Origin of the sequence: Sulfuricurvum sp. RIFCSPLOWO2_12_FULL_43_24 (genome assembly GCF_001829605.1) — a bacterium.
GTDB lineage: Bacteria > Campylobacterota > Campylobacteria > Campylobacterales > Sulfurimonadaceae > Sulfuricurvum.
On sequence record NZ_MIBT01000059.1, the window covers coordinates 1 to 22522 of the forward strand.

At 44.5% G+C, this 22522-nt stretch carries 25 protein-coding genes; 22 read left to right on the plus strand and 3 right to left on the minus strand.

The genetic code is table 11. The annotated features are described in order from the left end of the window. Positions 1-155 precede the first annotated feature (155 nt). The 4 genes from A3G19_RS05870 to argS all read left to right on the plus strand — a co-directional run bounded on the left by A3G19_RS05870 (position 156) and on the right by argS (position 4052). On the plus strand, positions 156-1541 hold the full coding sequence (locus tag A3G19_RS05870; RefSeq protein WP_294871169.1) for a hypothetical protein: 1386 nt from the start codon (positions 156-158) through the stop codon (positions 1539-1541). Continuing rightward, positions 1538-2158, plus strand: coding sequence for a guanylate kinase (gene gmk, locus A3G19_RS05875; RefSeq protein WP_294871172.1), 621 nt, complete (start codon positions 1538-1540; stop codon positions 2156-2158). The genes A3G19_RS05870 and gmk overlap by 4 nt, the downstream gene beginning before the upstream one ends. 73 nt (positions 2159-2231) lie before the next feature. Continuing rightward, entirely contained in the window at positions 2232-2468 is a 237-nt protein-coding gene (locus A3G19_RS05880) for a twin-arginine translocase TatA/TatE family subunit (RefSeq protein WP_015652649.1), read from the plus strand. Positions 2469-2471: 3 nt separating this feature from the next. After that, positions 2472-4052, plus strand: coding sequence for an arginine--tRNA ligase (gene argS / locus A3G19_RS05885; protein WP_015652650.1), 1581 nt, complete (start codon positions 2472-2474; stop codon positions 4050-4052). An 8-nt stretch (positions 4053-4060) separates the two neighbouring features. Here argS and A3G19_RS05890 read toward each other — a convergent pair whose 3' ends face one another. Further along, positions 4061-4807, minus strand: a complete 747-nt coding sequence (locus tag A3G19_RS05890) for a flagellin (protein ID WP_015652651.1) — start codon at positions 4805-4807, stop codon at positions 4061-4063. Between the two features lie 137 nt (positions 4808-4944). Here A3G19_RS05890 and aguB point away from each other — a divergent pair, with 137 nt between their 5' ends. Both aguB and A3G19_RS05900 read left to right on the plus strand, forming a co-directional pair. Then, positions 4945-5799, plus strand: coding sequence for an N-carbamoylputrescine amidase (aguB, locus tag A3G19_RS05895; RefSeq protein ID WP_363921830.1), 855 nt, complete (start codon positions 4945-4947; stop codon positions 5797-5799). A 54-nt stretch (positions 5800-5853) separates the two neighbouring features. Next, complete coding sequence (locus A3G19_RS05900; RefSeq protein ID WP_015652653.1) at positions 5854-6642, plus strand: J domain-containing protein; 789 nt, start codon at positions 5854-5856, stop codon at positions 6640-6642. On the opposite strand, the gene A3G19_RS05905 is transcribed toward A3G19_RS05900, so the two are convergent. Together A3G19_RS05905 and A3G19_RS05910 are read right to left on the minus strand one after the other, a co-directional pair. Then, positions 6625-7530, minus strand: a complete 906-nt coding sequence (locus A3G19_RS05905) for a DUF234 domain-containing protein (protein ID WP_015652654.1) — start codon at positions 7528-7530, stop codon at positions 6625-6627. The two genes, A3G19_RS05900 and A3G19_RS05905, sit on opposite strands and share 18 nt — an antisense overlap. 61 nt (positions 7531-7591) lie before the next feature. Beyond that, positions 7592-7921: a hypothetical protein gene (locus tag A3G19_RS05910; RefSeq protein WP_015652655.1), complete on the minus strand. Its 330-nt coding sequence runs from the start codon at positions 7919-7921 to the stop codon at positions 7592-7594. A 91-nt stretch (positions 7922-8012) separates the two neighbouring features. Here A3G19_RS05910 and A3G19_RS05915 point away from each other — a divergent pair, with 91 nt between their 5' ends. The 16 genes from A3G19_RS05915 (at position 8013) to A3G19_RS05990 (ending at position 22516) form a co-directional block, all read left to right on the plus strand. Further along, positions 8013-9029 carry an aldo/keto reductase gene (locus A3G19_RS05915; protein WP_015652656.1) on the plus strand — a complete coding sequence of 339 codons (1017 nt, stop codon included), beginning with the start codon at positions 8013-8015 and terminating at the stop codon, positions 9027-9029. Beyond that, positions 9001-9501, plus strand: coding sequence for a hypothetical protein (locus tag A3G19_RS05920; RefSeq protein WP_015652657.1), 501 nt, complete (start codon positions 9001-9003; stop codon positions 9499-9501). Before A3G19_RS05915 ends, A3G19_RS05920 begins: the two co-directional genes overlap by 29 nt. Before the next feature lie 36 nt (positions 9502-9537). Continuing rightward, positions 9538-10770, plus strand: a complete 1233-nt coding sequence (locus A3G19_RS05925; RefSeq protein WP_294871178.1) for a hypothetical protein — start codon at positions 9538-9540, stop codon at positions 10768-10770. 28 nt (positions 10771-10798) lie between these two features. Next, on the plus strand, positions 10799-11944 hold the full coding sequence (locus tag A3G19_RS05930; RefSeq protein WP_294871179.1) for an aminotransferase class I/II-fold pyridoxal phosphate-dependent enzyme: 1146 nt from the start codon (positions 10799-10801) through the stop codon (positions 11942-11944). A gap of 41 nt (positions 11945-11985) precedes the next feature. After that, positions 11986-12192: a hypothetical protein gene (locus A3G19_RS05935; RefSeq protein WP_015652661.1), complete on the plus strand. Its 207-nt coding sequence runs from the start codon at positions 11986-11988 to the stop codon at positions 12190-12192. After that, the gene (locus A3G19_RS05940; RefSeq protein WP_294871181.1) at positions 12182-12445 is read left to right on the plus strand and encodes a type II toxin-antitoxin system RelE/ParE family toxin; all 264 of its coding nucleotides are present in this window, start codon (positions 12182-12184) and stop codon (positions 12443-12445) included. The genes A3G19_RS05935 and A3G19_RS05940 overlap by 11 nt, the downstream gene beginning before the upstream one ends. A 90-nt stretch (positions 12446-12535) precedes the next feature. Further along, positions 12536-13384 carry a deoxyribonuclease IV gene (gene nfo, locus A3G19_RS05945; RefSeq protein WP_294871185.1) on the plus strand — a complete coding sequence of 283 codons (849 nt, stop codon included), beginning with the start codon at positions 12536-12538 and terminating at the stop codon, positions 13382-13384. Then, positions 13381-14559, plus strand: a complete 1179-nt coding sequence (locus A3G19_RS05950; RefSeq protein WP_294871188.1) for an outer membrane protein transport protein — start codon at positions 13381-13383, stop codon at positions 14557-14559. The genes nfo and A3G19_RS05950 overlap by 4 nt, the downstream gene beginning before the upstream one ends. Next, positions 14556-16100: a long-chain-fatty-acid--CoA ligase gene (locus tag A3G19_RS05955; protein WP_294871191.1), complete on the plus strand. Its 1545-nt coding sequence runs from the start codon at positions 14556-14558 to the stop codon at positions 16098-16100. The genes A3G19_RS05950 and A3G19_RS05955 overlap by 4 nt, the downstream gene beginning before the upstream one ends. After that, positions 16097-17833, plus strand: a complete 1737-nt coding sequence (locus tag A3G19_RS05960; RefSeq protein ID WP_015652666.1) for an ATP-binding protein — start codon at positions 16097-16099, stop codon at positions 17831-17833. The genes A3G19_RS05955 and A3G19_RS05960 overlap by 4 nt, the downstream gene beginning before the upstream one ends. Before the next feature lie 115 nt (positions 17834-17948). After that, entirely contained in the window at positions 17949-19043 is a 1095-nt protein-coding gene (locus tag A3G19_RS05965) for a methyl-accepting chemotaxis protein (protein WP_294871194.1), read from the plus strand. A gap of 313 nt (positions 19044-19356) precedes the next feature. Further along, entirely contained in the window at positions 19357-19746 is a 390-nt protein-coding gene (locus A3G19_RS05970; protein WP_015652668.1) for an NAD(P)H-quinone oxidoreductase subunit 3, read from the plus strand. Further along, complete coding sequence (locus A3G19_RS05975) at positions 19728-20237, plus strand: NADH-quinone oxidoreductase subunit B (RefSeq protein WP_015652669.1); 510 nt, start codon at positions 19728-19730, stop codon at positions 20235-20237. Before A3G19_RS05970 ends, A3G19_RS05975 begins: the two co-directional genes overlap by 19 nt. Next, a complete protein-coding gene (locus A3G19_RS05980) occupies positions 20237-21043 on the plus strand; it encodes an NADH-quinone oxidoreductase subunit C (RefSeq protein WP_015652670.1) in 807 nt (268 codons plus the stop codon). The genes A3G19_RS05975 and A3G19_RS05980 overlap by 1 nt, the downstream gene beginning before the upstream one ends. Positions 21044-21052: 9 nt before the next feature. Then, positions 21053-22279, plus strand: a complete 1227-nt coding sequence (gene nuoD, locus A3G19_RS05985) for an NADH dehydrogenase (quinone) subunit D (RefSeq protein ID WP_294871197.1) — start codon at positions 21053-21055, stop codon at positions 22277-22279. 12 nt (positions 22280-22291) lie between these two features. Continuing rightward, the gene (locus tag A3G19_RS05990) at positions 22292-22516 is read left to right on the plus strand and encodes an NADH-ubiquinone oxidoreductase subunit E family protein (protein WP_015652672.1); all 225 of its coding nucleotides are present in this window, start codon (positions 22292-22294) and stop codon (positions 22514-22516) included. The last annotated feature ends 6 nt before the right edge of the window (positions 22517-22522 follow it).

Sequence of the window (22522 nt, forward strand, 5' to 3'; positions counted from 1 at the left end):
TGTGTGATGATCGGGGAGCTGATAAACTCTTTCTTCACCAAAAAGGGGGAGAAAGAGAGAAAGTAGGGTAAGAAGTTTTATCATTTAATTTTTTTTTAGTTACAATGATACCACGAAGCTTTTGATAGAACAAGGGCATTTAAAGAGGGGTAGCAATGAAAATCTTGCTTTTTAACGATAATCCGGTCGTTCGAAAACTGGTAGCTCTCAGCGCACAAAAAACCAAAGATGATTTGATTGTTATTTGGTCCGTGGATGAGATTCAAGAGAGCGATTACGATTTGTTGATTATCGATGATGCACTTTACAGTGACGAACTGTTTCAATCTCTGAAAGAGTTGGTTTCGTTTAAAGCTACTTTACTCATGGCAACCCGTGGAAAAGCGGTTCCGGCAGGATTTGACAATGTCATCAATAAGCCGTTTCTCCCTACAGACTTGGTTGATATGTTTATCAAAATCGATAAAAAAACCATGTCGGTTTCCATTGCTCCTGAGCGTGTCAGAAGTGAAGAACCTCTTGCTAAAACTGAAGTTCCATTTGCCATTCATCTCGATGAAGCATTGCCGGATATGAAAGAAGCGGGTGAGATGGATTCGTTTGATTTCGGTGATTTGGATGATGAGATCGATCTGGGAGAGACACTAAATATTAGTGATGAAATAGATTCTTTGGAAGATTTTGATGATACCGTCCTCCCAACCGCAATTTTGGATAAGGAAGAGGTTCAAGAGGTTCAAAATCTTTTAGATGATACCGAAAGTGATGATTGGAATGTGGAAGAGGAAATTATTATCAAAGGGATTGATGAACCTGATATCCATGAAGATGATCTTTTGAATTTAGCCGATGAACCGGTAGTAGAGAGTGCAGAAGAACTGAGCGATGAATTTTTGTTAGAAGAAGAGCCGTTTGGAGAGATAGAATCTTTTGAGGCTAAAACCGAAGAAGCTGTCGGTTCAGCGGAAGAAGAATCTGAACTCGGTGATTTGGATTTTGACCTCGATAATGAGATGCTTTTACCGAATTTGGACGATGAGATGCTTTTGGACGACGACGAATTAGGCGATTTGGAAACTCAGATCCAAGATGCGGTGAACGATCTAGAATCGGAAACTCTCGATAAAGAGTTAGATTTGGATGATTTTAAACTCGATTTTGACGATACCTTATCCGAAGAAATGGATTTGGATGAGAAAGAGATGATTGATCCCGATGATCTTGAAGGATTTGATGAGTTGGATATGCTTGATGAACGCGAACTAAAACTTGCCATCGGAGAAGAGGTGGAAGAAGAGTCTGAAGCAGATGATACGGAAGATGACTCTTTTGCGGATGTTGAATTATTGAGTGAAGATTTCGAAGAGCCGGTAGTGTATGAAGCAGAAAATGCGGAGGCATCGCAGCCGCATACACCCTCTCATGCCGAAGGGGTAGAAGCATTGCAAGCATTGCTAAAAGCACTTTCAAACGAAGAAGTAGCCAAGTCGCTAAAAGGTCTTAACATCAGTATTAATATTAATTTCGGGAATGAACAGTGAATCGTCGAAGTGGTGCAATTTTAATTTTATCCGGTCCCAGCGGTGCCGGTAAGAGTTCTTTGATTAATAAAATAACCGATCATATCGGTCCTACCTATTTTTCGATTTCAACAACAACGCGCCCCATACGCGAGGGAGAAGTGGATGGAGTTCATTACCATTTCGTCAGTGTTGATGAGTTTAAATGTGAAATCGAGCAAGAGATGTTTTTGGAATACGCAGTGGTGCACGGCAACTATTACGGAACGTCGTTGGGCCCGGTTAAAAAAGCGCTTAAAGAGGGAAAACTCGTTATTTTTGATATTGATGTTCAAGGACATGATGCGGTTCAAAATCGGCTTAGTGATATTACGACATCGGTGTTTATTACAACCCCTTCTCTCAAAGAGCTAAAACGGCGTTTGCATAACCGCTCTACCGATAGCGAAGAGGTGATCGTCGGACGCATTGAAATGGCAAAGAGAGAAGTTCAGAGGATCAGCGAATACGATTTTTTAGTAGTAAACGACAAACTGGAAGACGCATCTGAAATTTTAATTTCGATCGCTAAAGCGGCACGGATGAAAATACCGACGTTACAAATCAACGAATTTGTCCAAACTTGGGAAGCGTCGTAATAAAAACTTTTGGTGTATTCATCGAAATACGTTATACTTCCCCACTTAATTTTCTACAGAAGGGACTCTAATCATGAGTATGCCAAGCGGAACCGAATTATTATTGATTTTCGGGATTGTTATTTTGTTATTCGGTGCGAAAAAAATTCCTGACCTTGCAAAAGGGATTGGACAAGGTATCCGTAATTTCAAAAAAGAGATGAAAGACGATGAGACTGTAGCAACAACTACTCCGACAGAAGCTCCAAAACAAGTCGATGCAACAGCATCTACAACGGTAGAAGCTCCTAAAACTACTACACAAGCGTAATTCTTGAAACAGCGAGTCAGTGCGCTGTTGCGCGATAAATTCAATTGTGATGTTATCCTCGAAAAACCGAAAGATCGCTCTTTCGGACACTTCGCTACCCCTATCGCTTTTTCCCTTGCCAAAGAACTTCGAAAATCACCCATGGCGATTGCCGAAGAGATCGCAACATCGTTCAGCGATCACGATATGTTCGGTGCCGTTGAATCAGTCAAGGGGTATATCAACTTCCGCCTCTCCGAGTCGTTTTTAGATGAATACGCTTCGTGGGCATTGAGTCATGGCGAAGAGTTTGGCAGTGGCGATAAGCAAGGTTCTATCCTTTTGGAATTTGTCAGTGCCAACCCTACCGGACCGCTTCATATCGGACATGCGCGTGGAGCCGTTTACGGTGACACAATGCTCCGTCTAGGTCGTCATTTGGGCTACGATATTACGGCAGAATATTACGTCAACGACGCGGGCAATCAAATTGATCTTCTCGGGGTCTCTTTGCAGCTTGAAGGGCGTTCTAGTCTGCTCGGCGAAGAGGTAGAATGGCCGGAAAAATACTATCGAGGCGAATATCTCAGCGATTTGGCTAAAGAGGCGGTAGAGCTTTTCGGTCAAGAGGCACTTCGTGATGAGAGCGCTCAAAAAGAGCTGGCTCTTTGGGCAAAAGATAAAATTTTAGCCCTTATCGTGGAAGATTTGGCAGCGATTAACGTCCATTTTGACACCTTTGTCGGGGAAGCGTCTCTCTATAATGAGTGGGATCGTGTTATGGCAAAAATGGGTGAAGGTGTTTATCTCAACGAAGGCAAAACCTTTATCCGATCTTCCGAATTTGGCGATGATCATGACCGAGTAGTGGTTCGTGAAGACGGTCGTCCAACGTATCTTGCGGGTGATATCATCTACCATAACCAAAAGTTCGAGCGCGGATTCGAGGATTATATCAACATCTGGGGAGCGGATCATCACGGTTACATCGCCCGTGTCAAAGCGGCGATTACCTTTTTGGGTTACGATTCCTCTAAGCTCGAAGTACTCCTCTCTCAAATGGTAAGTCTGCTCAAAGAGGGTGAACCGTTCAAGATGTCCAAACGTGCCGGAACTGTCATCCTCATGAGCGATGTCGTCGAAGAGATCGGTGCGGAAGCACTGCGCTTTATGTTCGCCTCTAAAAAGTGTGATACCGCACTCGAATTTGATATCGAAGAGCTCAAGCGTCAAGACAGCTCTAACCCGATCTACTATATCCAATACGCTCATGCCCGTATTCAGACATTGATTGCCAAAAGCGAAAAAACGGTTGAAGAGATTATGCTCTCCCATTTACACGGGTTGAGTGCCGATGCGGACGGATTGTTGTTTGAAGCACTTTTGTTGCCGGAAATCATCGAGGATGCATTCGAATCGCGCCAAGCGCAAAAGCTTCCCGATTATCTAAAAGTATTAGCGGGACGTTTGCATAAATTTTATTACGATACCCGTATTATCGGCACCGAAGATGAGGCGAAACTACTCAAACTTCTACTTGTTGTTGCCCTCTCCATCAAAACAGGACTTTCATTACTCGGAATCCAAGCTAAAGATCGGATGTAAATCCGATCTTACCCCAACAATCTCGTAACATTTTGTTGAAGCATATCGTTTCGATGTGCCATCGCAATCTGAGCCACATCCAATTTTAAATTGCTTTGTTGAAAATCTTTGATTGCATTTGCCATGTCGGTATCGGCGATTTGACTTTTTGCCGCTGAGGTTGCTGTGATTTGATCGAGCAGAGTATTAGAAGCACTGATTAAGCCGTTGGTCGTGGAACCGACTGTCGAATTTGCTTGTATCAGTGAATTTCTGTAAGACTCGATGCTCTCTTGGCTGTCGATACTCAGTGAAACCGTGGATAGTTCAGGGAGTGATGCGCTGATCGTACTCTCTCCCAATGAGAGGGTTGAACTATTCCCAAACAGAGTTTTGCCGTTAAAGCTACTGCTCTCGATGCTTTGCTGCATCGATTCTACGGTACGGTTAAATTCACCTTGCAACTCTTGTTTTTGAGATGAATTCAATGATGCGCTGTTGTAGCGGACACTGAGATCATTCAAAGTTTGGGTTTGATCACTGAGAGAATTGAGTGTCCCTCCGGCAATTTGCATCATGGCAACGCCGTCATTGGCATTCATCAGCCCCTGTGACATGGTAGAAATCTCACTTTGCAGCATGTCTGAGATTGAGCGTGAAGCGCTATCTTGCATCCCTAACTCTACGGCTGCGGCTATTTTTTCGAGTGTTTTATCACGCTTATTCATCTCAGAAGTCATCTGAGGAAGCGGATTGAATTGGGTATCTAATTTCATTTTATCCCCTTTTTAATCTCTCATAGAGTCAGAATATCACTGAACAGATTAAAAGTTAATAATATTTTTGGGCTAGATTTGGTTAGAAGTGTAATGGAGCAATGCTATAATTTCGCCATTGTGAACGGTGTAAGGAAATGAGAATGGTTAAAGTAGCAGCAATACAGATGCAGATGAGTGAAGATAAAGCTTCTAATATTCTCAAAGCAGAATCGATGGTGCGTGAGGCGGCGCGTAATGGAGCTAATATCATTTTGATCCCTGAACTGTTTGAGGGGTACTATTTTTGCAAGGATATGGACAAAAAATATTTCGATTGGGCACAACCTCTCGAAGATAACCCCCTCATCGCGCACTTTAGCGCTTTGGCCAAAGAACTCGGTGTTGTATTGCCGATCAGCTATTTTGAGCGCTCGGGTGAGCGCTATTTTAATTCTCTTGTGATGATCGATGCGGACGGCACCGTAATGGAAAACTACCGAAAGACTCATATTCCTGACGGTCCCGGATACGAAGAGAAGTTTTATTTTGCTCCCGGTGACACGGGATTCAAAGTGTGGCAAACCAGATTCGGCAATGTCGGGGTCGGTATCTGCTGGGATCAGTGGTTCCCTGAAACGGCGCGTAGTCTGACCCTTATGGGTGCGGATATGATTTTTTATCCGACTGCGATCGGAAGCGAGCCGGAGATCGGTGTCGATTCGGCATCCCACTGGCAGCGGGTACAGATGGGGCACTCTGCCGCGAACATCATCCCTGTCATTGCCGCGAATCGTATCGGAGAGGAAGCAGGGGAGAGTTGTAGTCTCACGTTTTATGGAAGCTCGTTTATCACTGACCACACGGGTGCAAAAGTAGCTGAAGCTTCACGCGACCGTGAGGAGATCCTCTACAGCGAGTTCGATCCGGTATCTATCCGCGAACACCGCCACTACTGGGGACTGATCCGAGACCGCAGACCGGAGTGTTACGGAATAATCGTTAAAGAATAAATTGGAACCCATTTTGCTTTAGTGAATGTAATAATCGCTAAGCAGGGGGTATCTGTGAGAGTTGTTTTGCGCCATAACGCTATCTTCGTTCAAGGGAGCTCAAATACCCTCGAAGAGCCGTGGATGGAAGAGTTTTTCGACCATCATATTCAAAACACCCTTTTCCTCGATAATGGGGTGCTGGTACTCAATAATGAAAATTCATCGGATCAAAAAGAGGATTTTTTAGAAAATCTAAGTGTGCGGTATACAAAAATGAATGAGCTTTCCGGCTCATTTTACAGCCGATCATTGAAACGATGCAAAAGCGCTGCCGTTCGTATCGAAGTCCCCTATCGTAAAAGTGAAATCGTCAATGTTGCACTTTATGCGTATGGTCCGGATCGGGTTAAACTCTCTTTTGGAACACAAAATCGATGGGTGATGCGCTATCTTAAGCAACAGCTCTCTTCTTTGGTTGTTAGTGCAACCGCAACGGATTTGTACATCGATGTTACTACCTCTGTTGCCAAAGCACGGCTTGAAAAAACCCTCAATCGTCGTGAAGTACTCCATTTTCAAATCAATTATCGCTATGATGATGCGTTTATGAGCAGGTTGTACGGAAATTACTCTGGATGGGGGTACGGTAACGATGCGATCGATAAAATGATTCGCTACCATGCTATTTTCGAGATTCCGATGGGTTCACCCCTAGAAGATTTGAAAAAACGGTATCGCGCATTGGCAAAACGGTATCATCCCGACCGTGTACAAAAGAAAAGCCCTAATATTATCAACAAATATACCGAGAAATTCCAACTTCTCCAAGAAGCATACGGTGCATTACAAGCGGTTAGTTAAAGGTAATAGATCCTCGGCACAAAAACGGTAAAGCCGTTTGTCTTTCATATCCCGCAGTTCATTTGAAAAGCCCCGTTTGGTAAAGAATAAAATTTTATCGGGTGTGATGGAGAGTTTGGTACATTTTTCTTCGAGTTTATGAAACTCTTTTTTGTTCACTTTGTGGTTTGTCCATTTACACTCTCCGACCCAGATCTCCCCTTCCATCGTTTCACAAAACAGATCAATCTCTACTTCACGATTCCAATAGCTTCCCGAATCGAGAAGAGTGTTTTGAAATGAAGGAGCCAAAATTTCGCGAATATACAAATCGCATAATTCTTCAAAGGTAAAGCCGACAAAGGCATTGAAGTGTTCTTGAAAATGATCCAGAAAACGTTCAAAATTCCCTTCACGGATTGAGGGTGCGAAAGGTTCTACAAAAGCGAACCAAAAACGTAAAAACGGAGAAGTAAACCGGTATTTATGAGAAATCCGATGATGCTCGATCTCTTTTTTAAACCGCTGTTTCGGATGGGCGCGTTCCAGCGGCATTTCGCGTGAACGCTCCAGTGTGAGATAACCGCTATAGCGTAAAAATTCAAAGGCCTCGGCTCCTCGCTCTTTGCCGATACGGGCACGACGATAGGCTGATCCTTGACGTCGATCACCAACGGCTACCGCATGCAGAAGATTGAGATAGAGCGGATCGTCATGAAGCGGTGAGAGGAGATGCTCCCGATGGATTTCGAAGTGTTCGAGTATGTGGCGAGTGATGAGCGATTCAACCCTTTCATCGGTATCGATCGATACATCGTATCCCCCGAAAATAGAGAACAGTTCTATGCACTGTTCCATATCCTGAGGTAGATTGCGCTGAAAAAAATTGTGTAAAAGATTTCTATCCATTGGATAGATTATAACGCATAACTGACTCGTACGCTACTGTGGTAAATAGTAACAGAGTGGCTTATGAAGCGAGAACGGTTTTTATATTGGTTAAGATTTTGTTGATACGTTCTGCATATTGGGCAAATTTATCGGTATAGTTATTGGCAGCAGATGCGTTGACTTCAAGCTCACCCAGAACATCCAGCATTGAGCGGATAAAATCGCGGTGATCGGCACATTCATGGCATACGGAGGTATTGGCGCACATCCCTTCGTTCATCAGGACATAGGCCTCTTCGGTTGCAATACTGAGTTGTGTGAAATAATTCCCGTCTCGGACATTTTTTTCATCGAGCAGTTGATGAACCTGTTGAAATTGACCTTGTGCTTCACGAAGAATATCTACCATTGTTCTCTCCCGTTTGAATTGTATTGTCTTAATTGTATCGCAAAAAACGGTAGAATAGCGTAACAAATTGATTACACTAAAAAGAGAATTTATGGAGTATCGCTATATCGGGCGCAGTGGGCTGCGCGTATCGCCGATTACGTTGGGGACGATGACGTTCGGAAGTCAGTGTGATGAGAAAAATGCGTTTGCGATTATGGACAAAGCCTATGAAGCAGGGGTGAATTTTTTCGATACTGCAGAACTCTATCCTGTCCCTCCCGAAGAGAGCCTTGCCGGAGTGACCGAGGAGATGGTCGGGCGATGGCTCAAAACCAAACCTCGTGAAAGTATTATTTTGGCGACAAAAGTAGCGGGTGCGGCGTCAGGATGGTTTGTCCCCCCTATCCGTCACGGATTGACGGCGATTGACCGGTTTCACATCGAGCGGGCAGTTGAGGGTTCTTTGAAAAGGCTCGGTACCGATTATATCGATCTTTATCAGATGCATTGGCCCGATACGATTGTCCCCATAGAGGAATCGATGAGGGCGTTTGATGCGCTGGTGCAAAGCGGTAAAGTACGCTATATCGGAACCTCCAACGACAGTGCGCGGGGGACAATGAAATCGCTGATGGTTTCCAAATACGAAAAGTTAGCCCGTTTCGAGTCGATCCAAAACAACTTTTCGCTCCTAAACCGTCGTGATTTGACCGAGATTGGTGCCCTGTGCCGCGAAGAGAAAATATCACTGCTCCCCTATTCGCCGTTGGGCGGAGGGGTGCTGAGCGGAAAATACAACCAAGATATCAACGCACACGGACGGTTCAGTGATTACGTCAAATCGTCCAATAAGCGTCAACGTCTGATGGCAGCACGCTTTATGAACGATAAAACATTGGCGTCGACACAGAGATATCTTGGTATCGCAGCCGAAGCGGGGCTGAATCCGGTGACGATGGCAATTGCGTGGAGCAAACAGTTTGATTTTGTCGCCTCTACGATTATCGGTGCAACAACGCCAGAACAGCTCGATGCGAGCTTGGCGGCAATGGATATGACGCTGAGCAAAGAAATACTCCAAAAACTGGATGAGGTACATGCTGCAATTCTTTATCCTATGGGTTAGTATCCTTCTCTTCCTAATCACAGGGTGTTCAACCAAGCATTACACTCTCAGTGAACCCAAAATTATTACCCTTAAAACTCCGAAACTTAAATTTGCCGATACGGGTTATATTCGCCATGATGATACTTCGGTCGAAGTGGAGCTTTTTACTGCCGGAGTTGCGGTTGAGAAAATTGCGATTGACGATCAGGTATGTGTGAGTGTGGGATGTATGAGCGAAGAGGCGTTTGTCAAAGAGTATCTCAACCCTGATTATCCGCGTGACACGATGCGCAATGTTTTACTGGGCAAAGATATCTTTGCAGGGCGTGGGAAAGAGGAGATGTGCGACGGGAGGCTTTTGCAGTTTATCCGAAATGATGAAATGGATATTGTCTATCGGCGTGGCAAAGGGGAGATCTATTTTAAAGATCGACTCAATAGCCTGATTATCAAGATTGAGGATCTTGATAACAATCAATCTATCCCATGATGTTCTAAGTTACAATCGCTATTAAAAAGAGTTTCTATGAACGTCTCCCCCGATTTTTCCCTTCCGCTCAGATGGATTGCCCCCTATTTTATAGCGGCAGTGATTTTTTATATCGTCTCGATGAGTTTCTTATTTTTTTTGCCCTCTGATATTACACTGCGTGATTTCCGAGTGATCGGGTGGGTCCATCTTTACATGATCGGCTTTGTGATGATGGTGATTATCGGGGCGATGGGACAGCTTTCCGTGGTTGTCGGCGAGGTGCATCACCGCTACCCTAGAGTGTTCGGATGGATTTGGCCTCTTTTAATGATCGGGACGGCCCTTTTGGCCATGGGATTTATTCGTAATCCTTCTTTGCTCGGGGTAGGGGGAGGTTTTATCCTCGGTGCATTGAGTCTTTTTGTGTTTAATCTGTTTATGACGCTTCACCGCAGTCGTCGCCGAACCAGTGTTACCCTCTCTATGCAGTGGAGTACCCTTTTTTTAAGCGTAGGATTGGGAATCGGTCTGATGATGGCGTTAGGGTATGGTGGAATGATCCCTATCGATCCGACGCAGTGGCGGATGGGGCATATATTTGCCGTATTCGGCGGATACGTGATGCTCAATATTATGGGGGTGAGTACGGTATTGCTCCCCATGTTCGGCGCGTGCAACCGCCCTTCGGATCGAGAGCATACCATCAGTTTTACTACGATGATCGTTTCAGTTATCGGGATGATCCTCGCATCGGCATTACAGCTAGAGTGGCTAGAGAAGGTTGCTCTCCTTTTTGGGATGGGATCGGTTGGCTTTTATATGGTGCAGGTGTACCGGATATTCACCTCGAAAAAACGGGGCTATACCGATATTTGGGAACGTTCACTCGCAGTGGCGTTTATCGCTCTGGTTATCTCAATGGGGTTAGGTGTTTATGGGATTATAGTAGGAAGCGAAAAAGCGGTTCTCCTCTCCTTTTGGTTTTTGACGGCTGGATTTCTCGGTTTTTTAATCACGGCACATTTGTATAAAATTGTCCCTTTTTTGGTATGGTTTGAACGCTACGCCCCCTACATCGATGAGCGAGAAGTACCGATGCTTCATCAGCTTCTACCAACGCAATGGGCAAGTGTGCAGTGGGGGTTGGCCGTGAGCGGATTGGTTGCCATAGCGATTGCGATAGGATTAGCGAATGCAGTGCTATGGAAAATAGGAACTGCCCTTTTGGCAGGGTCGGGGATTGTTTTACTGGCAATTCTTATCAAGCTTTTGCGCGATAAGTTATAATTCCCTCTTTATTAGGGAGCTATAACATATGAAACTGAGCCAACGCAGCGGTACGATCGAACAATCCCATATCCGCTCTATGACGAGAGCGTGTAACGCAATAAACGGAATCAATATGGCGCAAGGGGTCTGTGATCTCGAAGTCCCACGTGCCGTGATCGAGGGGGCGTATGGGGCGATGAATGAGGGGATTAACATCTACACTCCTACCGAGGGATTGCCCCGCTTACGTCAAGCGATAGCCGATAAGATGAAACGGTTTTACGAGGTTGATATGGTTCCTGAACAGGTATTGGTCAGCGATGGTGCTACGGGGGCATTTTATACGGCGTGTATGGCACTCCTTAATCCGCTCGATGAGGTGATAGTGTTCGAGCCTTATTATGGATATCATCGCTCCACCCTCACATCACTAGGTGCCGTGCCGACGTTTGTTCGTCTCGAAGCACCGGAATGGAAACTGGATATTGAAGCACTCGAAGCGGTTGTGACCCCGAAAACGAGAGCGATGGTAATCTGTAATCCTGCCAATCCGAGCGGTAAAGTTTATACCCGTACGGAACTCGAAGCGATTGGTTCATTTGCCGAGAAACACGATTTGATCGTATTTGCCGATGAGATGTACGAGCACTTTTTGTACGGCGATGCGATCCATATCACGGCACTCAGCATTCCGAGTCTGCGTGATCGATGTGTCGTATTGAGCGGATTTTCAAAAGTGTTCAGCATCACCGGATGGCGATTGGGATACGCGATAGCTCCTGTAAGCGTTATCGAGGCGATGGCACAGCTCAACGATCTCATCTACGTCTGCGCCCCTGCACCACTTCAGATCGGTGCGGCGGTCGGGCTGGAGAGTTTGGGGGATGAGTATTACATAGAACTTGCCCGACTCCATCAGGTTAAGCGTGACCTTTTTTGCGATGCGCTACGCGATGCGGGATTGAACCCGAGTATCCCTAGCGGAGCGTATTACGTCATGACCGATGTGAGCAGTGTGGCGGGAAATGATGATTTTGAGAAAGCGATGGCGATACTGGAAAAAACAGGGATCGCTTCGGTTCCGGGACGGGCGTTTTATCACGACTATAGCGGAAAAAATATGGTCCGCTTTTGTTACTCTAAACCCATGGATGTACTCGAAGAGGCGGTGGAGAGAATTCGACGACTGTGATATAATACATAACTTATGAATTTCTATGGAAAGGGTACGAGATGCAAGCTACGTATCATTTGAATACCGATGATTTGACAATCGATTTTTTGGAATCTATTAAAACATTGTTTAAACAAAAAACTGTTGAGATTTCAATTATCGATGAAGATGAAGAAGATTTTGCGTTCGCTCATGCAATCGAGCAGGGACTAAAAAGTGAAAATGTCAGTAAAGAGGAGCTTTTAAAGGCGTTAAATGCGTCTTGAAATCAAAAAGCAATTTTTAAAAGACATTGAGAATGTTCCTAAAAATATAAAAATAGAGATAGTGCATATTATTGAACTGTTGGAAACTTCTGCTTCGTTACAAGAACTCTCAAATCTCAAAAAACTCAAAGGCTATAACAATTATTATCGAATTCGTATAGGGCAGTATCGTATGGGGATTGCATTGGTTGACGATGCGGTTGTATTGTCCCGATTTTTGCATCGCAAAGAAGTGTATCGCTTTTTTCCGTAAATCGAACTATTCGGAATTTCCCAATAATTGCCTGAGTTAGTTCCATTTTGGAAATAGTTCAAATATTAAAAAATACACAAGGAAATTAATATGTCTAAATTTGTAGGAGCCCACGTCTCCGCTTCGGGTGGTGTTTTTAACGCCCCATTAAACGCGATGAAAATCGGAGCTAAAGCATTTGCTCTTTTTACTAAAAATCAAAAACAGTGGGCGGCAAAGCCATTGGATGAGGAAACGATTGCTCTGTTTAAAGCGAATCTCGCCAAAAGCGGGATTCTCCCGAAACACATTCTACCGCACGATTCGTATCTGATTAATCTCGGTCATCCCGAAGAGGATAAACGGCAAAAATCGCTTGAAGCGTTTATCGATGAGGTGAATCGCTGCACTCAGCTCGGACTGGATCGTTTGAACTTTCATCCGGGGAGCCATTTGAAACAAATCAGCGAGGAAGAGTGTATCGACCGTATCGCCTCAAGCATGAATGAAGCGATAAGTGTTACCGAAGGTGTCACTCTTGTCATTGAAAATACAGCGGGGCAGGGGTCCAATCTGGGATGGAGATTTGAGCATTTGAGTGCCATCATAGAGCGTATAGAGGACAAATCGCGCGTCGGTGTCTGTATCGATACGTGCCATATGTTTACCGCAGGTTACGATATCCGAACCCGCGCGGCGTATGATGCAACTTGGGGAGAGTTTGATAGAATAGTCGGATTTAACTATCTTAAAGGGATGCACATCAACGATTCCAAACCCGATTTAGGGAGCCATGTCGACCGGCATGATTCACTGGGAAAAGGAAAAATCGGGCTGGATGCGTTTGGATTTATTATGAACGATCCACGGATGGATGATATCCCTCTGGTGCTTGAAACGATCGATGAGACGATTTGGGCTCAGGAGATTGAACTTTTGTATGGAATGGAGCAAAAATGAGAATTTTAACACTATCGATTATCGCATCAGCAACACTTATGGCAGGGGGATACAAAATCCCGGAGAGTTCGATTAATGGTATGGCGCTGAGTGCGGCGTATGTGGCTGCTTCTCATGGAGCCGATGCGGCGTATTACAATCCTGCGGCGATGGTCTATAACGATGATGCGAATTTGCTCGAAGTCGATGCGACGTATATCGGCCTTAGTGCGATAGATTTTGACGGAACGAGTGATTACAGTTCTAAAAAAGAGAATTTTTTGGTTCCGACTCTCCATTTTGCTTCTAAAAAATTGGGTGAAAATGGTGCGCGTGCCGGGCTGAGTATTGTAGTACCGGCTGGGCTTTCAAAACGATGGGAACATGCTACCCCTAAAGCGACTGCGGAAGAGTTTACGTTACAAACCGTAGAAATTAATCCTTCAATAGCCGTTCCATTAAGCGACCGTGTTAGTTTGGGTGTAGGATTTCGGATTATTTCGAGCAGCGGTGTTGTCAAAAGTAGTGCGGCCGTTTCACGAGATATGGAAGGGAATGCAATTGATTATGGTTATAACCTCGCACTCTTATATAAACCGGTTCCCGGAGTAAATTTAGCGGTCACGTATCGTTCTAATATTGATTTGTCGGTTGAAGGGAATGCCAAACTTTATTCTGGAGCTACATTAGCGTATAACGGTGATGTAAGTGTTAGTGTTCCGGTGCCTGCTGCATTAAATTTAGCAGCTTCCTATACTTTCGGTCACGGAACAACGGTAGAGGCAGTCTTTGAGCGGACCATGTGGTCGGCTTATGACTATTTGGACTTTAATTATCCTACATCCATTGGCGGATTGGCCCCTTACTTTGATGCTCCGGTACGTAAAAACTGGGAAAATACCAACAGCTACCGTCTAGGAGTGACCCAACAATATGATAAATGGACAGCCATGGCAGGCGCAGCGTACGATGAATCTCCGGTGCCGGAATCGACACTCGGATATGAACTTCCCGATTCGGATGCATGGATTATCTCACTGGGCGGACGTTATCAGTTCAATGATCAATGGAATATCGGTTTAGCCGGTTTGGTGGATATTAAAAAATCGCGTGAAGTACACAATGCATCGATTAACGGTGAGTTTTCCAACGCCCGTGCTTATTTAGTGACTGCCGGAATTGAGTATCGCTTTTGATTCACTACCCGTATGAGAATTTTTATGCGATGCTTGAGCGCGTTACAGAGGAAAATCCTTCGAAAAGAGTGATTTTTATCGATGACAAAAGTTTTAGCTATCAGAGTTTTTTAGAAAATGTTGACCGTTTCGCACGGGCATTGGAACTTATCGGAATCAGCAAGGGTGAGCGTATTGCGCTGATTTGTCCTAACGGTATCGAGTTTGTCCAAAGTGTTTTTGCGATCAGTAAACTCGGGGCCATTACGGTACCGCTCAATACGATGCTCAAAAATGAAGAGTATCGCTATATTCTCGGCGATTGCGGTGCAAAAATATTGATTACGGCTTCTAAGTTTGCCAAAGAGGTGCGTAATCTGAGTGAAACGGTAGAGACAATCGAACATACCATTTGGATCGATCAGGCTCCGATTGAGGATTCGCAACATTTGGTACTGGATGAGATTTTATCCGATCATTTGCATACGCATAGACCATCACCCGCAAAGCTGGACGATACCGCCGTTATTTTTTACACCTCCGGTACGACGGGACACCCCAAAGGGGCGATGATCAGTAACCGCAACCTTTTCTCTAACCTCGTTGGAGCCAAAGAGCGTTTTGATTTATGTTCGAGTGACCGTTTTATCGTCTATTTACCGATGTTTCACTCGTTTACTTTTTCCATTATGGTTATGTTGCCGTTTTTTACCCGTTCATCGTTTGTGATTATCCCCTCCATCTTACCCTTTAGCAATATCATCAAACAAACGCTTCTGAAACGGGTAACGATTTTTATGGGAGTTCCTGATATATATAACGCCTTGATTCGTGCCAAATTGCCGTGGTATTTTTTATGGTTTAACTCTATCCGCTGTTTTATTTCAGGCGGTTCTGCACTGAGCGAAGACACGTTGAATCGATTCCGCTCCACCTTCAAGCGTGCTACAATGCTAGAGGGGTATGGACTCAGTGAATGTTCCCCTGCCGTAGCAATCAATCCCCTTGAGAAACAAAAAACCCTTTCGGTCGGATTGCCGCTTTATGGGTATGAGGTAAAAATCGTTAATGATGAGATGCTGGAACTTCCGATCGGTGAAGCAGGTGAGTTGATCGTGCGAGGGGATTGTGTCATGCAGGGATATCTCAATAATCCAGACGCGACGGCAGAGACGATTCAAAATGGCTGGCTTCGCACCGGAGATATTGCCAAAGTCGATAAAGAGGGGTATATCTATATTGTCGATCGGATCAAAGATTTGATTATTTCCAAAGGGATTAACATTTATCCTCGTCAGATCGAAGAGCAGATGATGCTGTTGCCGCAGATTAAATTAGCTGCGGTAATTGGCATGAATGATCCGCACAGCGGGGAAGTTCCTATCGCTTTTGTTGAGCTGGAAGAGGGATATGAAGATACGACCCAAGCCTTTATCAAATCACAGCTCAAAGAGCATTTGGCTGCATTTAAAATCCCTAAAACCATAACCGTGGTAGAATCATTACCGAAAACCGCAACCGGCAAAGTTCTCAAGCGGGTTCTTAAACAAGGATTGAATTGAAATACTTAGTTGATTTTTTAGACAATAAAACGATAGAAACCACCCATATTTTTTCGCAGCTCAAATGTACGGTTGAAGAGGCGAAGATTTTACAGCTTCTCACCCGTAAATTTTTGCAGTCTCAAGAAGATGTGATTGTGGCAGAATTACTGCAAGAACTGTACGGAGCCGATGATTATACGTATCTCAGCCATTTCGGAGAAGTGAAGACATTACTGGAACTGGGATGGATGACCCATCACTCGTTTACCCCGCTTAAAATCAGTGAACTTTCTCATTTGGAACTGTATAACACGCCTGTGGCACTTACGTCGATTTTTATGAAGCTCCTCGAAGAGGGGTCGTTGGAGATGACTCTCCCCGACATTAAACCCTACGCCGATCATTTGGAATATCTTCAAGACCAATTTTTTCGTATCGAACTTTATCAAAAGATGTCGATTATCCGTCACAACGGCAATGAACACTCTTTGGGGATCAACCGTATCCAAAACAAACTCGATCTTCTCGAAAAGCGGATTGATGAGCGGATTGCCCAAACTTCGCTCGATGTCGTACTCGATCGTTTTTTCAAACAAAAGAAACTCGAACCCAAAGAGCAGGTCATTTTTCTCGCACTTCTCAAAGAAGAGTACAGTGCAACCGAGGGAAATCTGCGAGAGATGAATACCCTCATCGATCTGATCAGTTTCGATGATTATGAGCGGATCAAAAACCGTGCACTTCTTGAAGACGGTGCCCGTCTCATCAACGAAGAGGTGATCGATTATGAGGAGATGCTCAACCCGTTCGGCGGTATTTCCCGCGCTTTTTACATCGTCGATGAGGTGCTTCAGTCGATTATGCATCCGCAGAAAAAGAAAAAAGTACGCAAGCTCAAACTCGATATGCTAATCAAAGAGCAGGAGATTTTTGAGCTGATTGAGCCGACAACGTCGTTAGAGAATGTTGTCCTCAACCCATCGACCGAACAGACGCTTCAAAACCTGATGCGTCAGCTCGATCGTGAAGTGATCGCGCGCCTCCATGAGTGGGGAGTCAAAGATAAAAAAGCGGGGATCGATGCACGGATTATTTTCTATGGCCCTCCGGGTACGGGGAAAACCCTTACGGCACACTCGCTGTCACGCTCATTGAAGCGGCAGGTTTTGAGTTTTGACTGCTCCAAAATCCTCTCGATGTACGTCGGTGAGTCGGAAAAAAATGTGAGAAAGATTTTTGATACCTATGCGGATCTCACGAAGCAAACGAAAACAGAACCGATTTTGCTCCTGAATGAAGCCGATCAGTTTCTTTCATCACGTTCGCAAGGTGCGGGGACATCCGCCGATCAGATGCACAATCAGATGCAAAATATCTTTTTGGAGCAAATCGAAAAGTTTCAGGGGATTTTGATCGCGACGACCAACCTCCTCGAAAACATCGATCAGGCCTTTTCGCGCCGATTCAATTATAAAATCGAATTTAAAAAACCGGATCAGAAACAGCGTGTCACACTGTGGAAGATGATGCTTCCGAAAAATGCACCGTATGAGGAAGGGTTTGATGTGGAGAAACTCGCCTCTTATCCTCTTACGGGCGGGCAGATCAATCTGATCGTCAAAAATACCGCCTATCAGGTTGCTGCACGCAAAGAGGGGAGCTTTAAACTTGAAGATTTCATTGGCGAAATTAAGAAAGAGCGTTCCGGCAGTTTCGAAGGGGAAAAATCGATGGGATTCATCAATCATTAAAATTATCAAAAAATAATCACTATCATTGTTAATTTTTAAATAAATGTTGTATTTTTGCATCACTCAGAGTATAATCAACGACTAGTAAAAAAAAGCGTGATTACGGGAGCATACTGTGGGTTGGTTTGGTGAAGATACTGCATTAAAAAATGAGTTAGAACGTGTTAAACAAGACAATACTGCTCTTCAGGAGGAGAACCGACGCTTAGAAGAGCGTTTACGCGAACAAGAACTCCTTTTCCAACAACAAAATGATCAAAACAAATGTGAGAATGCATCGATAATGATGACCTATCAAAACGAACAGCTCAAAAGAAATCTGATCGATGTTCAGGGAAATATGGCCACATCGGTCTCTTCATCCAAAGATAATATTGCCCAATCTACTGCATTGTTGGAAAATATCGTTGATCTAGGGCATAAAGCATCAAGCATATCCAATACGTTAGAGGGATTAAACCATCTAGCCCTTGAATCGATGGAAACAGTAGGGGCGTTATCAGAACGGGCGCAGGATGTTGCCAGCATTTTGGTACTGATAAAAGATATCTCCGATCAAACCAACTTACTTGCCCTTAATGCGGCTATTGAAGCGGCTCGTGCCGGCGAGCACGGACGAGGGTTCGCCGTAGTTGCCGATGAAGTGCGTAAACTTGCTGATAGAACGGACAAAGCGATCAGTGAGATCAATATCTCATTGCAGTCGATGAAGCAGGATGTTACCACGATCGGTGAGAAGTTTGAGCAGGTTCAAGAAAGCATTCAAGAATCGAATGAATCGATTACAAGTTTCAATGCCAATATGGATCGCAACGCACAGATGATGCGTGAAACTTTTAGCAGTACCGAGCATACGGCGGAACGCGTATTTATGAGTTTGGCAAAGCTTGATCATATTATCTGGAAAGTAAATACGTATCTCTCCGCTATTACGCATAAAGAGCAGTTTGCGTTCGTCGATCATCATAACTGTCGTTTGGGTAAATGGTATTATGAAGGAGAAGGTGCCAATTTTTTCAAAAAAACTGCCAGCTATTCGTCACTGGAGAGCCCGCATGCGATTGTGCATAATTCAACCCATAAGATTTTTGATTTGATGAAAACAGAGGGGATCGGCTCAGAACACTTTGTAAAAGTGTTTGAAGAGATGGAACACGCCAGTGATGGCGTATTTGCGACATTGGATCGTATGCTTCAAGAGAAAAATTAACATTGCTTCAATAAGTAGCACAAAAAGTTTTAGGAAAAATGCAAATTTTTTGACTTGCATTCGTTAGATTGTTCCGATTTGACACGAAATTAGAATAATCTCCTAAAAGTGTTACGTAATTTAACATTTATCTCCAAAACCCAATATGCTAATGTTTCTTATAGTGACAGACCCATATAAATGTGGGATTGATAAGGGTTTGTTTAATTCTCTTTTTGTTATAGTGCAATAACTGTTTTTATAAAAACCGTATAGCGTGGCGGAGAATTCCTCTGCTGCGGGATATGCCATCAACCACAAGAAGGTCGGAACTATGGAGCATTACAACGTAGCAAATCCCTATTTTGGGGTATTTGTACTGTTTGTGTTAACGTTTGGTGCATTTTATGCCACAACAGTCATTGCACGCTTAGCGAGTCGCGCGCTAGCGGCTAAAGATACTGAAAAGATTAAACTCTCGGTTTACGAATGTGGACCTGAAGTGACAAAGCAGCCGAACCGTATTTCAACGCAGTTTTATCTGTTTGCGTTGTTGTTTTTATTGTTTGATGTGGAAATCGTTTTCATGTTTCCATGGGCAATTGATTTTAAACTTTTAGGGTGGTTCGGATTCGTTGAGATGATGATGTTCATCTTATTACTGGCTATCGGTTTTGTTTATGCGTGGAAGAAAGGGGCTCTCGAATGGCACAACATCAAGTAAATTATCTCAAAGACGGTGGACTTCCCGTCGCATTGACGACAATCGACAAAGTAGTCAACTGGGGTCGATCAAATTCTATCTGGGCATTGACCTACGGTTTGGCCTGTTGCGGTATCGAGATGATGGCTTCAGGGGCATCACGCTATGACTTCGACCGTTTCGGTACGATTTTCCGTGCTTCTCCGCGTCAAGCAGAGCTGATGGTCGTTGCAGGAACATTGACGAAAAAACATGCGGAGTTTATTCGCCGTTTGTACGATCAAATGACGGAACCTAAATGGGTTATCTCAATGGGTTCATGCGCCAACACGGGCGGTATGTTTAATACCTATGCAACGGTTCAAGGGGTTGATCGTGTTATTCCGGTCGATTTGTATCTTCCCGGCTGTGCGCCTCGTCCTGAGACATTGCAATATGCCGTATTGCTGTTACAGCAAAAAATCCGACGTGAGAGTGCATCTCGCGCTCAAAAACCAAAAAGGTTGATGTAATGAGAGCTTACACCCCTAAAGACGACGTACAGAAAAAACCTTATTACACCGACCGTTACTGGGTTGCCCCTCAAGTAGCGAAAAGTGATGTCAGTGAAGATGCGGTATTTGCTCACGATCTCGAAGCGATTAAAGCTTCGTTCGACGTTTTGGATGCGTATATCCAAGTCAAACAAATGGTTGTCGTGATTAATGCAGCAGACAACCATAGTGTAATTGAACTACTTAAAAATGAGTTGGGTTACAATCAACTCTCGGAGATGTCTGCGATCGACTGGTTGGCGCAAGAGGGGAAATTTGAGATTTTCTATCAAATGCTCAGTATGTCAAAACGCAAACGTATTCGTATCAAATGTAAAATTTCTGAAAAAGAATCGATTCAAAGTGTTTCATCCCTTTTCCGTTCAGCTGACTGGTCAGAGCGTGAGATGTACGACATGTTTGGCGTAGTGGTCAATAACCATCCGTTTATGAAACGTATCTTGATGCCGGATGACTGGGAAGGATTCCCGCTTCGTAAAACCTATCCGCTCCAAGGGGATGAGTTTGCTCAATGGTATGAAGTCGATAAAATTTTCGGTAAAGAAGCACGAGAGATTATCGGGCCTGAAAACCGTGATCCTGCCCGTGTGGATCGCTACGACACCGAACGTTTTTCCCGTTTGGGTCACGAAGTACCGCACGGTGCCGACATCAGCCAAGGTGAACCGGATACGCCGTTATGTTACCAAGAGAATGAGGGAGTATTCCTCATCCAAAAATTTGACGCAGAAAAAAGTGTCGTGATCTCTGATCGCGACCGTTAAGGATCATGTATGCAGCAATCCAATAGACTTAGACCCTTTTTCGAAAACATTACGTTTGACCGGCACGATAATGAACTGATCCTAAACTTCGGGCCTCAGCATCCTTCCGCTCACGGACAGCTTCGTTTGATGCTCCATTTACAGCAAGAGCAGATCACAAAAGCGCATCCGGATATCGGATACCTCCACCGTGGTATGGAAAAAATGGCGGAGAACATGATCTACAATGAGTTCATGCCGACAACGGACCGTATGGACTATATCGCTTCAAGTTCAAACAACTACGGATTTGCATTGGCAGTGGAAGAGCTAATCGGGCTTGATGTTCCGCGCCGTGCAAAAGTGATCCGTATGATGCTTCTTGAGACGAACCGTTTGATGTCTCACCTTTTCTGGTTGGCGACGACAGCGCTCGATATCGGGGCGATGACGGTGTTTTTATTTGCGTTCCGTGAGCGTGAGTATTTGATGGACTTGATCGAGGATTACTGTGGTGCGCGATTAACCCATGCGGCGATCCGTATCGGTGGTGTACCGCTTGATTTGCCGGATAACTTTATCGCCGATTTGCGTAAATTCCTCGATAAATTGCCGGAAAACATCAAAGACTACGAAGACCTTCTCGACAGCAACCGTATCTGGTTGATGCGTATGGAAAATGTCGGGGTTATCTCTAAAGAGATGGCTCAGAGTTGGGGATGTTCAGGGGTAATGCTCCGTGCGTCTGGCGTCGAGTGGGATATCCGTAAAGAAGAGCCGTATGAGCTGTATGACGAAGTTGAGTTCAACGTTCCGGTTTCCGATAAAGGGGACAACTATGCCCGTTATAAACTCTACATGGCAGAGATGCGTGAATCGGCGAAAATCCTGTACCAAGTGATCGATATGTACGCTGAGACTGGGCCTGAGCTTATGGCACATGCCCCTCAATATATCTCGGCACCGAAAATCGACATTATGACCCAAAACTACTCGTTGATGCAGCACTTTGTCCTTGTGACACAGGGGATGCGTCCTCCGGTAGGAGAAGTTTATGTTGCGACCGAATCGCCTAAAGGTGAGCTTGGGTATTACATCAATTCTCAAGGCGGAGCTTATCCGTACCGTCTAAAACTTCGTGCGCCGTCATTCTGGCACACCGGAATTTTGACCGACTTATTGCCGGGTCACTATATCCCGGACGTTGTATCTATCATCGGGACGACTAACATCGTCTTCGGTGAAGTTGACCGCTAAAAGGAGCATGCAGTGAAACGTTACGATTTACGTCATTTGAAAGAGAACTTTGCAGGCCGCATGTCCGAAATTATCAAAAATGAAGCAGCACAGGGTGAAGTGTTGATTTTCTTATTTGAAATCGGTGATTTTACACCCGTACAGCAGTCCGCTGATTTGGTTAAAGAACTTGGGTGTGAGCTCATGAACTCGTTGAAATTCAACGAAGCTGACTGGACCATTGTGGTCAAAAAATAAGGAATG

Bases quoted from the DNA above. Each gene is read 5' to 3' on its own strand.
- nfo (WP_294871185.1), top strand. From the start codon at position 12,536: ATGTCTAAATTTGTAGGAGCCCACGTCTCCGCTTCGGGTGGTGTTTTT.
- A3G19_RS05905 (WP_015652654.1), bottom strand. From the start codon at position 7,530: ATGGATAGAAATCTTTTACACAATTTTTTTCAGCGCAATCTACCTCAG.
- A3G19_RS05920 (WP_015652657.1), top strand. From the start codon at position 9,001: ATGCTGCAATTCTTTATCCTATGGGTTAGTATCCTTCTCTTCCTAATC.
- A3G19_RS05925 (WP_294871178.1), top strand. From the start codon at position 9,538: ATGAACGTCTCCCCCGATTTTTCCCTTCCGCTCAGATGGATTGCCCCC.
- A3G19_RS05950 (WP_294871188.1), top strand. From the start codon at position 13,381: ATGAGAATTTTAACACTATCGATTATCGCATCAGCAACACTTATGGCA.
- A3G19_RS05910 (WP_015652655.1), bottom strand. From the start codon at position 7,921: ATGGTAGATATTCTTCGTGAAGCACAAGGTCAATTTCAACAGGTTCAT.
- A3G19_RS05880 (WP_015652649.1), top strand. From the start codon at position 2,232: ATGAGTATGCCAAGCGGAACCGAATTATTATTGATTTTCGGGATTGTT.
- A3G19_RS05890 (WP_015652651.1), bottom strand. From the start codon at position 4,807: ATGAAATTAGATACCCAATTCAATCCGCTTCCTCAGATGACTTCTGAG.
- A3G19_RS05975 (WP_015652669.1), top strand. From the start codon at position 19,728: ATGGCACAACATCAAGTAAATTATCTCAAAGACGGTGGACTTCCCGTC.
- A3G19_RS05940 (WP_294871181.1), top strand. From the start codon at position 12,182: ATGCGTCTTGAAATCAAAAAGCAATTTTTAAAAGACATTGAGAATGTT.
- A3G19_RS05870 (WP_294871169.1), top strand. From the start codon at position 156: ATGAAAATCTTGCTTTTTAACGATAATCCGGTCGTTCGAAAACTGGTA.
- A3G19_RS05935 (WP_015652661.1), top strand. From the start codon at position 11,986: ATGCAAGCTACGTATCATTTGAATACCGATGATTTGACAATCGATTTT.
- A3G19_RS05930 (WP_294871179.1), top strand. From the start codon at position 10,799: ATGAAACTGAGCCAACGCAGCGGTACGATCGAACAATCCCATATCCGC.
- aguB (WP_363921830.1), top strand. From the start codon at position 4,945: ATGAGAATGGTTAAAGTAGCAGCAATACAGATGCAGATGAGTGAAGAT.
- A3G19_RS05915 (WP_015652656.1), top strand. From the start codon at position 8,013: ATGGAGTATCGCTATATCGGGCGCAGTGGGCTGCGCGTATCGCCGATT.
- A3G19_RS05980 (WP_015652670.1), top strand. From the start codon at position 20,237: ATGAGAGCTTACACCCCTAAAGACGACGTACAGAAAAAACCTTATTAC.
- A3G19_RS05970 (WP_015652668.1), top strand. From the start codon at position 19,357: ATGGAGCATTACAACGTAGCAAATCCCTATTTTGGGGTATTTGTACTG.
- nuoD (WP_294871197.1), top strand. From the start codon at position 21,053: ATGCAGCAATCCAATAGACTTAGACCCTTTTTCGAAAACATTACGTTT.